This is a genomic window from Variovorax sp. GW821-FHT10D07, assembly GCF_059415325.1.
This window is the reverse complement of the sequence record NZ_JBWKMZ010000024.1, coordinates 28,178-41,341: the sequence shown is the minus strand read 5'-3', so window position 1 is coordinate 41,341 and position 13,164 is coordinate 28,178. Positions and strand designations below refer to the sequence as shown.

Genomic DNA, 13,164 nt, shown 5'->3' with positions numbered 1-13,164 from the left:
CGTAGCGCTTGCAGCCGTCTTCGGCCATGGTGGTCGTTTGCGGTGGCAATTTTCCGGCAAACTCTGCCCGTTCATTCTCGCCGCCAGGTCGACCCATGCCCGTTTCCACCACTGTTCCTCGTATCGAATATCTGAAGGTTCAAAACTTCCGGGCGCTCAAGCACGTCGAACTCAAGGGCATTACGCCGTTGACTGTTCTGCTCGGGCCCAACTGCAGCGGGAAGTCCACGTTGTTCGATGTCTTCAACTTTCTCTCCGAGTGTTTTCAGAGCGGACTACGGCAAGCTTGGGATAGACGCGGGCGAGCCAAAGAGCTCAAGACGCGTGGCGCACTTGGACCGGTAACCATCGAGATCAAGTATCGCGAGCGACCCAAAACTCCCCTGATCACGTATCACCTCTCGATCGACGAGACCGCCAAGGGCCCAGTGGTCGCGGAAGAATGGCTGGCATGGAAGCGTGGCTCACATGGTCAGCCCTTTCGTTTTCTGAACTATCGGCATGGTGTTGGCAGCGTCATCAGCGGAGAGCAACCCGATGCGGAGGATCAGCGTCTCGACGTCCCTTTGCGTGGTCCTGATCTGATAGCTGTGAATACGTTGGGCCAAATCGCGCAACATCCCCGTGTTGCGGCGTTGCGTGATTTCATTACCGATTGGTATGTGTCTTATTTGTCGGTGGACAGCACGCGAACCCAGCCGGAGTCGGGCCCGCAGGAGCGTCTTTCAAAGACGGGCGACAACCTTCCGAACGTCATTCAGTACCTCAAGGAGAGTCATCCGGCAGAGTTGGACCAGATCATGCAGGTGCTGCGTGATCGAATTCCGCGATTGGAGCGGATTGATGCTTCGCCAATGCCGGATGGACGATTGCTTCTGCAAGTGAAGGATGCACCTTTCGCCGAGCCCGTTCTATCCAAGTTCGCGTCTGACGGTACGCTGAAGATGCTGGCCTACTTGACGGTGTTGTATGACCCAACGCCACCTCAGTTCATTGGCATCGAAGAGCCTGAGAACTTCCTGCATCCGCGCCTGTTGCCCGAGCTGGGCGAAGAATGCCGACTGGCTTCCGAACGCGCGCAGCTATTGGTGACGACTCATTCGCCGTTCTTTCTCAATAGTTGTCGTCCAGAGGAGGTGCGGATCCTCTATCGTGACGAGCAAGGATTTACCCAAGCTCAAGTGGCCAGCGAAATTCAGGGAATTTCCGCATTCATGGACACGGGCGCTTCACTCGGGCACCTTTGGATGGAAGGGCAGTTTGGCATGAGCGATCCGCTACGGAACCAGGGCGCGCCTTGGTCGCTGGCCGGCACGGCATCGGGAGAAAAGAGGGCGCGCCGTGGCGATTGATACCGTGCACGTCCTGGTTGAGGAACCGTCAATGGAAGTCGCGCTGCACGAGTTGCTCCCCAAACTGTTGCGCCAGGGTATTCGAGCGGAGGTTCGCCAGTTTCAGTGCAAAGACGAGTTGCTCAAGCAATTGCCGCAGCGTTTGGCTGGCTACGCGCAGTGGCTACCTGCAACCGCGATGGTCGCAGTGCTTGTGGATCGCGATGACGACGATTGCATGCGGCTGAAGGCTCGGCTCGAGCAGATAGCTGCGAACGCTGGATTGAGGACGCGAAAAACCAGGCGAGGTGGACAATTTCAGGTCATTAATCGCATTGCGATTGAAGAACTGGAGGCATGGTTTTTTGGCGACTGGCCGGCTGTCAGGGCCGCCTATCCGAAGATGGAGGCAACGCTACCTACGAAAGCTGGGTTTCGCGATCCAGATGCGATCAAGGGGGGCACTTGGGAAGCACTGGAGCGTGAGCTGCAAAAGAAAGGCTATTTCAAGCAGGGCCTGCGAAAGCTCGAGCTGGCGCGATCGGTGGCCCGGCACATGGATGCGGCGACCAATCGTTCGGGCAGCTTTCAGGCTTTCAAAGAGGCGCTGGCACAGCTGTAGACGACTCCGCGCATTGCCCGTTGACCGTGGAGGCGGTGCCGGCTTTCACCGAGATCACAGAGGAGTTGCGCATGCGGAGCGATCAATTGCTCTCATCGCAAACAATTCCCCCACCAGCCGCTCCCCCAGCTCCACGCGCACCGGCTCCCCCCCGAACACCAGCCGGAACACGATCGGCGCGATCAGGTGATCGATCACCTGTTCGGCCGTCGGCGTGGCCTCGCCGCGCGCGCGGGCCTGTTCGACCAGGGCCAGCGCCTCGCGGCGGCGGTTGCGCAGGCAGTCGGTGTCCTCGCCGCCGTTGGCCAGCGCGGCCGCGGCCTTCAGCAGCGAGGTGTTGCACGGCTTGGCCAGGTGCTCGATCAGTTCGCGCGCCCAGGCCGCGAGGTCGGCGCGCAGCGTGCCGGTGTCCGGCAGCGGGCGGTCGGGGTCGAGGCGGTGGGTGGCGGTCTCGGCCAGCAGGCCGGAAAGATCGCCCCAGCGGCGGTAGATGCTGGAAGCGCTGACGCCCGCGCGCTCGGCCACGGCCGGCACGGTGACGCGCTCTCGGCCCTGTTCGGCGACCAGTTCCTCGAGCGCGGCGCGCACCTGCGCCTGCACCTGCGCGCTGCGCCCGCCGGGGCGCTTGGCTGAAGAAGAGGGAACGGCGGACGGGACGGCGGTGTTCATGGTGAATCGACTTTAACGCAAAGATATTTGCTTTAACAGCGGGAGAGGCCTAGAATCGCAAACGCAAAGATTTGTGCGTTAAGAGTCGTTCCGCGCCAAGGAGTTCACCGTGTCCCAATGCCCCGACCTCGCAAGCCGCCCCGGCACCGCCGCCGCTCCTGTCCGCGCGGCGCCCCGGCGCATGCCGGCGGCCCTGGCCTTCCCGCTGCTGGCGGCGGTGCTGTTCGCCTTCTTCTTCGCGGCGGCCGCGCCCTCGCCGCTGTTCGTGGTGTTCCAGCATGCCTGGGGCTTCTCGTCCTCGATGCTGACGGTGGCGTTCGCGATCTACGCCATCGCGCTCCTGATCTCGCTGCTGGTGGCCGGCTCGCTGTCCGACCACATCGGCCGCCGCCCGGTGGTGCTCGCGGCGCTGGTGCTGCAGGCGGTGGCGATGGGGCTGTTCCTGCTGGCGGGCGACATCGGCGGGCTGATCCTCGCGCGCGTGGTGCAGGGCGTGGCGACGGGCATCGCGAGCGGCGCATTGAGCGCGGCCGTGGTCGAGGCGGCGCCGGCCGCGAAGAAGCGGCTGGGTGCGCTGATCACCAGCGTGTCGCCGCTCGCGGGCCTGGCGCTGGGCGCGCTGCTCACGGGCATGGCGGTGCGCTGGACCGGGCAGCCGGTGATGTGGGTGTTCGGCGTGCTGGCGCTGGTGTTCGCGTTCGGCGCGGCGCTGGTGCTGTGGATGCCCGAGACCGTGACGCCGCGTGCCGGCGCATTGGCCTCGCTGGTGCCGCGGGTGTCGATCCCCGTGCGGGCGCGCGCCGAGTTCGCGCGCGGGCTGCCGGTGTTCATCGCGGTGTGGGCGCTCGGCGGCTTGTTCCTGTCGCTCGCGCCTTCGCTGATGCACCACGTGTTCGGCATCGACAGCGGCGTGGTCAACGGCCTCACGATCGCGGTGCTGTCGGGCGTGGGGGCCGTGGCGCCCACGCTGCTGGGCCGCTTCGCGGCGCCGCGCCCGGCGATCCTCGGCATGGCCAGCCTGGCGCTCGGGCTGGTGCTGCTGCTGGCGGCGCTCGCCACGCGTTCGCTGGCGCTGTTCTTCGTCGGCACGGCGGTCGCGGGCATCGGCTTCGGCGGCGCCTTCTCGGCGCTGGTGCAGACGCTCGCGCCGCTGGCCCAGTCGCACGAGCGCGGCGAACTCTTCGCGGCGATCTTCGTGGTGAGCTACCTGGCCTTCAGCCTGCCGGCGATGCTCGCGGGCTTCCTGGTCGCGCCGCTGGGGCTGCTGGCGACGGTCGAGGGTTATGCGGGCGTGCTGCTGCTGGTCGCGGCCGTGGGCACCTGGAACCAATGGGCGCCGCTGCGCCGGCGTGCCGCGCCTTAATTCGGTCGCGCCGCGAGGATCGCGGCCACCGCTTCGCCGAAACCCGCGCCGCGCTCGCCGCGCGTCACGTAGTGCGGCAGGAACTCCAGCTGCGGCACGAAGCGCGCGACGTTCGCCACGCCGATGCTGTGCGCGAAGCTGCGGAACATCAGCTGGTCGTTGGTCGAGTCGCCCACGTAGGCCCAGCGTGCCATCTCGTCGTCGAGCCGGCGACCCCAGAGTTCGCGCACGATCCAGCGTGCGCCCTCGAGCTTGTCGTTGCCGCCGTACCAGCCGTTGACGTGGATGCTGCTCACGGTGGCATGCATGCCCTCGCCGCGCATCAGCGCCACCACGCGCGCGATGGTGGCGTCGTCGAGCCGTACGAACTCGCTGTGGTCGATCGCGATGTCGGTCTCGCGGCCCGGCGAATCGGTGGCGCGGCCGGCGCCCGGAATCTCCGCCTCGATGCGCGCGAGCACCGCCTGCATGCGCCGGTAGTTGGCGGCACGCGTGGGCGCGTCCTGCTGGTAGCGCTTGGCGATGCCGCCGCCGGGCAGCGGCAGCAGCGCCACCGCGCCGTTCTCGGCCACGATCGCATCGACCGGCCAGGCGTTGACGAAGGGCTCGCTCCAGCCCACGGGCCGGCCGGTGATCGCCACCACGTGCAGCCCGGCCGCGCGCAGCGCGCCGAGCGCTGCGAGTGCGTCAGCGGTGATCGCGCCCTCGGTGGTCAGCGTGTCGTCGATGTCGGTGAACACGCCCGCGAGCGTGGCGCGCGCGGTGGCGGGCCATTGGCCCAGCGGCAGCAGGCGGTCGGGCGAGGCGGGGAGGGAGGAAGACGCGGTTGAGGAGGACATGGCGGACGGCACTGCAGGAGCGCGGATCGTACCGGTGGCCGCGCGCGCCGCGCTTTCGTGTAGCATCCCGCCCCCGCCGGCCGGTCGCGCAGACCGCACCGGCGCGGCCCGCCCATGTCCCAGATCGTCGTCGACCGCCTCCTCAAGACCTACCGCATCGCCGAGCGCGACCCCGGCGTGCTCGGTGCCGTGCGCGGCCTGCTGCACCGCCGCCATCGCACGGTCGAGGCGCTCGCGGGCGTGTCCTTCGCGCTCGAGCGCGGCGAGCTGCTGGGCTTCATCGGTCCCAACGGCGCGGGCAAGTCCACCACCATCAAGATCCTCTCGGGCATCCTGCGGCCCGATGGCGGCAGCGTGCGCATCGACGGGCGCGATCCCTTCGCCGACCGCGAGCGCCACGTGGGCCGCATCGGCGTGGTGTTCGGCCAGCGCACCCAGCTGTGGTGGGACCTGCCGGTGGGCGAGGGCTTCGACCTGCTGCGCGACATCTACCGTGTCGACCGCGAGCGCTACCGCCGCACGCGCGACGAACTGGTCGCGCTGCTGAGCCTCGAGCGCGTGCTCGACCAGCCGGTGCGCCAGCTCTCGCTGGGCCAGCGCATGCGCGCCGAGATCGCGGCCGCGCTGCTGCACGAGCCCGAAATCCTGTTCCTCGACGAGCCCACCATCGGCCTCGACGCGCCCTCGAAGCTCGCGGTGCGCGACTTCGTGCGCCGCGCCAACCGCGAGCGCGGCACCACGGTGCTCTTGACCACGCACGACATGCACGACATCGAGGCGCTCGCGCGGCGCGTGATCGTGATCGGCCATGGCCGCGTGCTGGCCGACAGCCCGGTCGAGGCGCTGCGCGCGCAGGTGCTGGCCGAGCGCCGGCTGGTGGTCGACTTCGCGCAGGAGGCGCAACTGCCCGACGACCTCGGCACTCACTGGCCCGGCGTGCGCGTGAACGCGCGCGACGGCCGCACGCTGGTGCTCGACTTCGATCCCGCGGCCGTCTCCGCGCCGGCCTTGATCGCGCGCATCGCGGCCGAGCATGCGGTCGAGGACATCCGGCTCGAGGGGCTGGCGATCGAGGCCGTGATCGCGCGCTTCTATGCGATGCATGGAGCGGCCGACGCATGAGGGAAGGATGGCGCGAGATCGCGCGCCCCTACACCGCGGCCTTCGCCTCGCGCTTCCTGCAGATGCTGCAGTACCGCACCGCCGCGCTCGCGGGCTTCGGCACGCAGTGCTGGTGGGGCGGCATCAAGGTGATGGTGTTCGCGGCCTTCTACGGCGGCGCCTCGGCGGCCGCGCAGGCGCCGATGTCGCTCGAGCACGCCATCACCTACACCTGGCTCGCGCAGGGCCTGCTGGTGCTGATGCCCTGGCTGGTCGATCCCGAGGTGGCGCAGTCGGTGCGCACCGGCTCGGTGGCCTACGACCGGCTGCGCCCGGTCGATGCCTATGCGCTCTGGTATGCGCGCAGCGCGGGCTGGATCGCCGCGCGCCTGCTGCCGCGCGCGGCGCTGATGCTGGGCTTCGCCGCCGTCGCGCTGCCGCTGCTGGGGCTCGGCGCCTGGGCCTGGCAGCCGCCGGTGGGCGTGGCGGCCGCGCTGGCCTTCGCTTTGTCGATGGGGCTGGGCCTGGCGCTGTCGACCGCGATGGTGATGCTGCTCAACGTCGCGACCTTGTCGGCGCTCAACGAGCGCGGCATCAACGCGCTGTCGGCGCCATTGGTGATCGTGCTGTCGGGCAACCTGCTGCCGCTCGCGCTGCTGCCCGATGCCTGGCAGACCGCGCTGCTGGTGCAGCCGCTGGCCGGGCTGATGGACATTCCCGCGCGGCTGTACTTCGGCCAGTTGCGCGGCATCGATGCGTTGCTGGGCCTGGCGCTGCAATGCTTCTGGATCGCGCTGCTGGTGGTCACCGGCCGCTGGCTGCTGGTGCGCACCATGCGCCGGCTGCAGGTGCAGGGCGGATGAGCGCGACATGAGCAGGTCCCCGGGATCGATCGCGCTGTTCCTGCGGCTGGTGAAGGCCTCGGTCGGCGCGCAGGCGCGCTACCCGGCCTCGGCGCTGATGCTGACGGTGGGCCAGTTCCTCGTCACGGGCATCGAGGTGGTCGCGGTCTGGGCGATGTTCCACCGCTTCGGCGAGGTGCGCGGCTGGACCCTCGGCGAGGTCGCGCTGTTCTACGGCCTGGTCAACTGCATGTTCGCGCTGGCCGATGCCCTGGGCCGCGGCTTCGACGTGCTGGGCACCGAGTTCCTGCGCAGCGGCGCCTTCGACCGCCTGCTGCTGCGCCCGCGCCCGCTCGCGCTGCAGCTCATGGGCCACGACTTCCGCATCAGCCGCATGGGCCGACTGCTGCAGGGGCTGGCGGTGATCGGCTTCGCGACCGCGCAGGCCGGCATTGCCTGGACGCCCGAGGCCGTGGCCGTCGCGCTGTTCGCGCTGGCCGGCGGCGTGGCGCTGTTCCTCGGCATCCTGGTGCTGCAGGGCACGCTGGCCTTCTGGACCGTCGAGAGCCTGGAGATCGCCAACGTGCTGACCTACGGCGGCGTGCAGGCGGCGCAGTACCCGCTGGCGCTGTACGCGCGCTGGTTCCGGCGCCTGCTCACCTTCGCGGTGCCGCTGGCCTGCGTGGCCTATTACCCCGCGCTGCTGATCCTCGGGCGGCCCGATCCGCTCGGCGCGCCGCACTGGGTGGGCTGGGTGTCGCCGCTGGCAGGCTTCGTCTTCCTCGCGCTGGCGTTCCGCGTGTGGGGGCTGGGCTTGAGGCACTACGCCTCGACGGGCAGCTAGCTGATCAGGAAGCGCACGCGAAAGCGCAGCCGGCGCACGCGCGAGGCGCCGTCGATCGCTTCGAAATCGTCGGCCGCGGAGGCCGCCAGCGGCGCGGCCGCGGCCATCGCGAAGCCGTAGTCGCCATAGGAGCCCGTGCGGTCGGCGTCGGCGCCGAGTTCCTCGACCTGCGCCACCGAGCCGAGCGACACGCCGGCCTCGCGCGCGATCACCTGCGCCCGGGCGCGCGCCTGCTGGATCGCGGCCGCGCGCGCCGCCGATTCGGCCTCGGCCGAGGCGTCGAAGCGCGGCTGCAGCATGTCGACCGAGAGCGAATGGCGCGCGTTCTCGAACAGCGGCTGCAGCGCATCGATCGCGAGGTACAGGCGCTGCGTGTCGCGGCAGCGCAGCAGCACGCGGTGCGAGACCTCCTGCCCCGCGCTCTTGCGGCGGTACCACGGCTGCCAGGTGTCGCGGCCGCCCTCGCTGATCTCGTCGGCGCCGAGGCCCGCGGCCTTGAGCGCGCGGATGGTGTCGTTGCGCAGCCGGGTCGCCTCCTCGAAGGCCGCTTCCGCCTTCGAGGCCTTCACGGTGAGCGTGAGCGCGGCGCGCTGCTCGACCACGGTCTCGGCGATGTCGCCCTGGCCGGCGACTTCGATGTAGGTGTCCATGGGGTTCTCCTGGGTGGCGCGCGAACCCCGGCAGCCTGCCTGCTCAGCCCGCGCTTTGCAGCGCCAGCCCCGCGTGTTCGCGCAGCGGGTGGAAATGGATCTTCGGGAAGCGCTCCTGCGCCAGCCGCACGTCGTACGGCGAGGTGCACAGGAAGGCCAGCGTGTCGGCCGCGTCCTTGGCCATGCGCTGGGGATAGGCGTTGACGAACTCGCGCAGCTCGGCCGGCGTGTCGGCCGTGATCCAGCGCGCGCCGGTGTACTGGCAGCCCTCGAGCCGCACGTCGGCGTCGTACTCGGCCTTCAGCCGGTGCTGCACCACTTCGAACTGCAGCTGGCCGACCGCGCCCAGCAGCATCGGGCCGCCGATCTCGGGGCGGAACACCTGGATCGCGCCTTCCTCGCCGAGCTGGGCCAGGCCCTGCTGCAGCTGCTTGGTGCGCAGCGGGTTCTTGAGGATCACGGTCATGAACAGCTCGGGCGCGAAGAAGGGCAGGCCGGTGAACTGCAGGCTCGCGCCGTCGGTGATGGTGTCGCCGAGCTGCACGCCGCCGTGGGTGGTGAAGCCCACGATGTCGCCCGCATAGGCCTCCTCGACCGCCTCGCGGCGCTGGCTCATGAAGGTCACGACGCTGGTGGGGCGCAGTTCCTTGGCGGTGCGCTGCACCTTGAGCTTCATGCCCGGCGTGTACTTGCCCGAGGCCATGCGCACGAAGGCGATGCGGTCGCGGTGGTTGGCGTCCATGTTGGCCTGCACCTTGAAGACCACGCCCGCGAAGTCCTTGTCCTCGGGCTGGATCTCCTTGGTCACCGGCTGGCGATTGACCAGCGTGGTGCTGGTGCGCGACTGCGGCGAGGGCGCGAGGTCGACCAGCGCGTCGAGCACTTCCATCACGCCGAAGTTGTTCACGCCCGAGCCGAAGAACACCGGCGTCTGCTTGCCCGCGAGGAAGGCCTCGCGGTCCCAGGTGGGCGAGGCGCCGGTGGCGAGCTCCATGCTGTCCATGGCGGTCTCGAAGTCGGCGCCGAAGCGCTTGGCGAGCGTGTCGCGTTCGCTCAAGGGGATGGTCTCGAAGTCCTGCGGCAGGCGTTCGCTGCCCGACTCGAACACCGTCATGGCCTGCGTGCGCAGGTTCATGATCCCGCGGAAGCTCTTGCCCTGGCCCACGGGCCAGGTCATCGGCACGCAGGGCATGCCGAGCTCGCGCTCCACCTCGTCGAGGATGTCGAGCGGCTCGCGCACCTCGCGGTCCATCTTGTTGACGAAGGTGATGATCGGCGTGTCGCGCTGGCGGCAGACCTCGATCAGGCGGCGGGTCTGCGCTTCCACGCCGTTGGCCGCGTCGATCACCATCAGCGCCGAGTCGACCGCCGTGAGCACGCGGTAGGTGTCTTCCGAGAAGTCCTTGTGGCCGGGCGTGTCGAGCAGGTTGATCACGTGGTCGCGATACAGCATCTGCATCACCGACGAAGCCACCGAGATGCCGCGCTGCTTCTCGATCTCCATCCAGTCGGAGGTCGCGTGGCGCGAGGCCTTGCGCGCCTTCACCGAGCCGGCGATCTGGATCGCGCCGGAGAACAGCAGCAGCTTCTCGGTCAGCGTGGTCTTGCCGGCGTCGGGGTGGGAAATGATCGCGAAGGTGCGGCGGCGGCGGGTTTCGGAGGCGAAAGACACGGTAGGGCCAGGTAGAAGGGGTCGGTCGGGCGAACCGGCGATTGTCGCAGGTCACCCCGCGGACCGCACCCCTGCCCCTCAGTTGTGCCCGTGGGGCAGCGACAGCGCGTCGTCGGCCGCGACGAAGCGCCGCGAGGCCTTCGGATCGCGAAACACCAGCGGCTGCGCCGGCCGCTCGCCCGCGTCGGCGCGGCGCACGGCCTCCAGCACCTCGCCGTGCGCGGGGCTCTTGGCGCACACCGGGTCGGCCGCCGCGGCGTCGTGCGCCAGCATGTAGGCCTGGCAGCGGCAGCCGCCGAGGTCGCGCTCCTTGTGCTCGCAGCTGCTGCAGGGTTCCTTCATCCAGCCGGTGCCGCGGTAGCGGTTGAAACCCTCCGAATCGCGCCAGGCGCTGCGCACGCTGGTCTCGCGCAGGTTCGGGAATTCGAGGCCCGGCAGCATGCGCGCCGTGTGGCAGGGCAGCGCGGTGCCGTCGGGCGCGACGGTCATGAACATGCTGCCCCAGCCGTTCACGCACTTCTTGGGCGCGGCCTCGTGGTAGTCGGGGGCCACGAAGAAGATCCGCATGCGGCCGTCGAGCTTGCGGCGCCAGACCTCGGTGGCGGCCTCGGCCTGGCGCATCTGCTCGCGCGTGGGCAGCAGGTGGGCGCGGTTCTCGCGCGCCCAGGCGTAGTACTGGGTGTTGGCGAGCTCGAGGTACTCGGCGCCCATGGCCTCGGCCATCTCCACGATGCGGTCGATGTGGTCGATGTTGAGCCGGTGGATCACCACGTTGAGCACCATCGGCCAGCCGTTGGCCTTGATCAGGCCGGCCACCTTCCGTTTGAGGTCGAAGGTCTTCGTGTGCGAGAGGAAGTCGTTCATCTCGCGCGTGGAGTCCTGGAACGAGAGCTGCACGTGGTCGAGGCCCGCGGCCTTGAGTGCCGCCGCGCGCGCCTCGCTCAGGCCCACGCCCGAAGTCAGCAGGTTGGTGTAGTAGCCCAGGCGCCGGGCCTCGGCCACCAGCACTTCGAGGTCGTCGCGCAGCAGCGGCTCGCCGCCCGAGAAGCCGCACTGCACCGCGCCCAGTTCGCGCGCCTCGCGCAGCACGCGCAGCCAGTCCTCGGTGGGCAGCTCGTCGGCATGGCCGGCGAAATCGACCGGGTTGTAGCAGAAGGCGCAGTGCAGCGGGCAGCGGTAGGTGAGCTCGGCCAGCAGCCACAGCGGCGGACCCGGCAGTGCCACCGTCGCGCTCACTTCAGCACCACCCAGCGCTGCGCGAGCGCGATCTCGAGGAAGGCCAGCACCTCCTTGCCGAGGCCGGTGGTGTCGAAGCATTCCTCGAGGTCGAGCACGATCGCGCGCACGTCGCTTTGGCCGTCGCAGCGCTTGAGGATCTCGCCCGCGCTCTGGTTGAGCTTGACCATGCCCTCGGGGTAGAGCAGCACGTGGCAGTCCTGCGCCGGCTCCCACTGCAGCCGAAAGCCCTCGGCGATGCCGGGCCGGCTGTCGAGCGTGGGCGCGCTCATGCGGCACCTCCCTCGGCGGCCGGCGTCACGCCGTAGGCCAGCGCCATCGCATCGTTCATGGCCCAGAGGATGTCGAGCTTGAACTGCAGGATGTCGAGCGCGCGCTCCTGCTGGGCGCGCGTGGCGAAGTGTTCGAGCGTGAGCGCCAGGCCCTGCTCGACGTCGCGCCGCGCCTGGCTCACGCGGTTGCGGAAGTAGGCCAGGCCGCCGGGCTCGATCCACGGATAGTGCTCGGGCCAGCCGGCCAGCCGCTGCTTGTGGATCTCGGGCGCGAACAGCTCGGTCAGCGAGGAGCACACGGCCTCCTGCCAGGGCGCGCGGCGCGCGAAGTTCACGTAGGCATCGACCGCGAAGCGCATCGCGGGCGTCACGTGGCGCAGGTCGACGATCTCCTCGCGCGCCAAGCCGGTCGCGATGCCGAGGCCGATCCAGGCCTCGATGCCGCCGGGATCGTCGCCGCTGCCGTCGTGGTCGACGATGCGCTGCACCCAGCCGCGCCGCACCTCGCGCTCGGGGCAGTTGGAGAGGATCGCCGCGTCCTTCACCGGAATCGCGATCTGGTAGTAGAAGCGGTTCGCGGCCCAGCCGCGCACCTGCGCGGGCGCGGCGCGGCCCTCGTTGAGCATGCGGTTGAACGGATGGTGGATGTGATAGGCCTTGCCCCTGGCGCGCAGCTGCGCCTCGAACTCGGCGTGGCTCCAGGCCGGCTCGCCGCTGGGCGCGCGTGGCGGCGCGAGGGAGATGTCGATGAGGGCGATGATGGGCTCCTGGGTCCTGGCTGTTCGTTCGTCGTGCTCAGAGCACGATCTCCATGCCGTCGAAGGCGACCTCGATGCCGCGCCGGTCGAGCTCGGCGCGCTCGGGCGAGTCCTCGTCGAGGATCGGGTTGGTGTTGTTGATGTGGATCAGCACCTTGCGCGTGCGCGCGGGCAGGTCGGCCAGCCATTCGAGCATGCCGCCCGGTCCCGACTGCGGCAGGTGGCCGATGCTGCGGCCGGTCTTGCGGCTGAAGCCCAGCGCGATCATCTCGTCGTCGCGCCAGAAGGTGCCGTCGACCATCACGCAGTCGGCCGCGCGCATCGCGGCGTCGACCTCGGGGCTGTGCGCGCCGAGGCCCGGCGCATAGAAGGCACTGCGGCCGCTCGCGGTGTCGGTCAGCGTGAGGCCGATGTTGTCGCCGGGCACGGGATGCTCGCGGTGCGGCGAGTAGGGCGCGGCCTTGCCGACCAGCGCGAGCGCGCGCAGCGCCAGGCCGCTCACGCCCGGCACCTCGAAGCCGCGGCCGTCGAGCGGCAGTTCGTGGTGCGCGACGCCGCAGAAATGCGAGAGCACGCGCAGGATCGGGTTGCCCTGCGTGAGGTCCTCGTGGACCGGCCCGGTGCACCACAGCGGCAGCGGCGCGCCGCGCTCGCGCAGCATGTAGAGGCCGGTCGAATGGTCGACCTGCCCGTCGACCAGCACCACGCCCGCGATGCCGGTGTCGCGCGGGCCGCGTCCGGGCTGCAGCGCGGGCGTGGCCTTGATCTGCTCGAGGATGTCGGGCGAGGCGTTGACCAGCACCCAGTCGTCGCCCACGTCGCCCTTGGCGCAGATCGACGACTGCGTGCGCGCGCGGGCGCGCACGGTGCCCGCGCGCAGGCCGGCGCAGTTCGCGCAATTGCAGTTCCACTGCGGAAAGCCGCCACCGGCGGCGGCGCCCAGGACGCGGATGTGCATGCGGTGC

14 protein-coding genes are annotated in these 13,164 nt (G+C 69.6%); 6 read left to right on the top strand and 8 right to left on the bottom strand.

The features are described from left to right. Positions 1-95 precede the first annotated feature (95 nt). Positions 96-1,352, top strand: coding sequence for an AAA family ATPase (locus AC07PU_RS39700; protein ID WP_495323344.1), 1,257 nt, complete (start codon positions 96-98; stop codon positions 1,350-1,352). Further along, complete coding sequence (locus AC07PU_RS39695; protein WP_495323343.1) at positions 1,342-1,953, top strand: DUF4276 family protein; 612 nt, start codon at positions 1,342-1,344, stop codon at positions 1,951-1,953. The genes AC07PU_RS39700 and AC07PU_RS39695 overlap by 11 nt, the downstream gene beginning before the upstream one ends. Before the next feature lie 54 nt (positions 1,954-2,007). On the opposite strand, the gene AC07PU_RS39690 is transcribed toward AC07PU_RS39695, so the two are convergent. Then, the gene (locus AC07PU_RS39690) at positions 2,008-2,622 is read right to left on the bottom strand and encodes a TetR/AcrR family transcriptional regulator (protein WP_495323342.1); all 615 of its coding nucleotides are present in this window, start codon (positions 2,620-2,622) and stop codon (positions 2,008-2,010) included. 109 nt (positions 2,623-2,731) lie between these two features. Here AC07PU_RS39690 and AC07PU_RS39685 point away from each other — a divergent pair, with 109 nt between their 5' ends. Then, positions 2,732-3,985 (top strand): MFS transporter, encoded by a 1,254-nt coding sequence (locus AC07PU_RS39685; RefSeq protein WP_495323341.1) that lies wholly within the window; start codon positions 2,732-2,734, stop codon positions 3,983-3,985. Here the strand turns inward: AC07PU_RS39685 and AC07PU_RS39680 are convergent. After that, positions 3,982-4,824 carry an HAD-IIB family hydrolase gene (locus tag AC07PU_RS39680; protein WP_495323340.1) on the bottom strand — a complete coding sequence of 281 codons (843 nt, stop codon included), beginning with the start codon at positions 4,822-4,824 and terminating at the stop codon, positions 3,982-3,984. The two genes, AC07PU_RS39685 and AC07PU_RS39680, sit on opposite strands and share 4 nt — an antisense overlap. Positions 4,825-4,938: 114 nt before the next feature. Here AC07PU_RS39680 and AC07PU_RS39675 point away from each other — a divergent pair, with 114 nt between their 5' ends. The 3 genes from AC07PU_RS39675 to AC07PU_RS39665 are packed head-to-tail and all read left to right on the top strand — an operon-like array spanning position 4,939 to position 7,611. Continuing rightward, complete coding sequence (locus AC07PU_RS39675) at positions 4,939-5,946, top strand: ABC transporter ATP-binding protein (protein WP_209543818.1); 1,008 nt, start codon at positions 4,939-4,941, stop codon at positions 5,944-5,946. Continuing rightward, positions 5,943-6,788: an ABC transporter permease gene (locus tag AC07PU_RS39670; protein WP_495323339.1), complete on the top strand. Its 846-nt coding sequence runs from the start codon at positions 5,943-5,945 to the stop codon at positions 6,786-6,788. The genes AC07PU_RS39675 and AC07PU_RS39670 overlap by 4 nt, the downstream gene beginning before the upstream one ends. A 7-nt stretch (positions 6,789-6,795) precedes the next feature. Continuing rightward, the gene (locus tag AC07PU_RS39665) at positions 6,796-7,611 is read left to right on the top strand and encodes an ABC transporter permease (protein WP_093348104.1); all 816 of its coding nucleotides are present in this window, start codon (positions 6,796-6,798) and stop codon (positions 7,609-7,611) included. Here the strand turns inward: AC07PU_RS39665 and AC07PU_RS39660 are convergent. The 6 genes from AC07PU_RS39660 to pqqB form a co-directional block, all read right to left on the bottom strand. Further along, positions 7,608-8,261 carry an SIMPL domain-containing protein gene (locus AC07PU_RS39660; RefSeq protein ID WP_490878075.1) on the bottom strand — a complete coding sequence of 218 codons (654 nt, stop codon included), beginning with the start codon at positions 8,259-8,261 and terminating at the stop codon, positions 7,608-7,610. The genes AC07PU_RS39665 and AC07PU_RS39660 overlap by 4 nt on opposite strands. Before the next feature lie 43 nt (positions 8,262-8,304). Beyond that, positions 8,305-9,933, bottom strand: a complete 1,629-nt coding sequence (locus AC07PU_RS39655; RefSeq protein ID WP_057590743.1) for a peptide chain release factor 3 — start codon at positions 9,931-9,933, stop codon at positions 8,305-8,307. Between the two features lie 78 nt (positions 9,934-10,011). Continuing rightward, on the bottom strand, positions 10,012-11,157 hold the full coding sequence (gene pqqE, locus AC07PU_RS39650; protein ID WP_495323338.1) for a pyrroloquinoline quinone biosynthesis protein PqqE: 1,146 nt from the start codon (positions 11,155-11,157) through the stop codon (positions 10,012-10,014). An 8-nt stretch (positions 11,158-11,165) separates the two neighbouring features. Next, positions 11,166-11,441, bottom strand: a complete 276-nt coding sequence (pqqD, locus tag AC07PU_RS39645; RefSeq protein WP_057590745.1) for a pyrroloquinoline quinone biosynthesis peptide chaperone PqqD — start codon at positions 11,439-11,441, stop codon at positions 11,166-11,168. After that, the gene (gene pqqC / locus AC07PU_RS39640) at positions 11,438-12,184 is read right to left on the bottom strand and encodes a pyrroloquinoline-quinone synthase PqqC (RefSeq protein WP_495323382.1); all 747 of its coding nucleotides are present in this window, start codon (positions 12,182-12,184) and stop codon (positions 11,438-11,440) included. Before pqqC ends, pqqD begins: the two co-directional genes overlap by 4 nt. A gap of 52 nt (positions 12,185-12,236) precedes the next feature. After that, positions 12,237-13,157: a pyrroloquinoline quinone biosynthesis protein PqqB gene (gene pqqB, locus AC07PU_RS39635; protein WP_093348094.1), complete on the bottom strand. Its 921-nt coding sequence runs from the start codon at positions 13,155-13,157 to the stop codon at positions 12,237-12,239. Positions 13,158-13,164 lie beyond the last annotated feature (7 nt).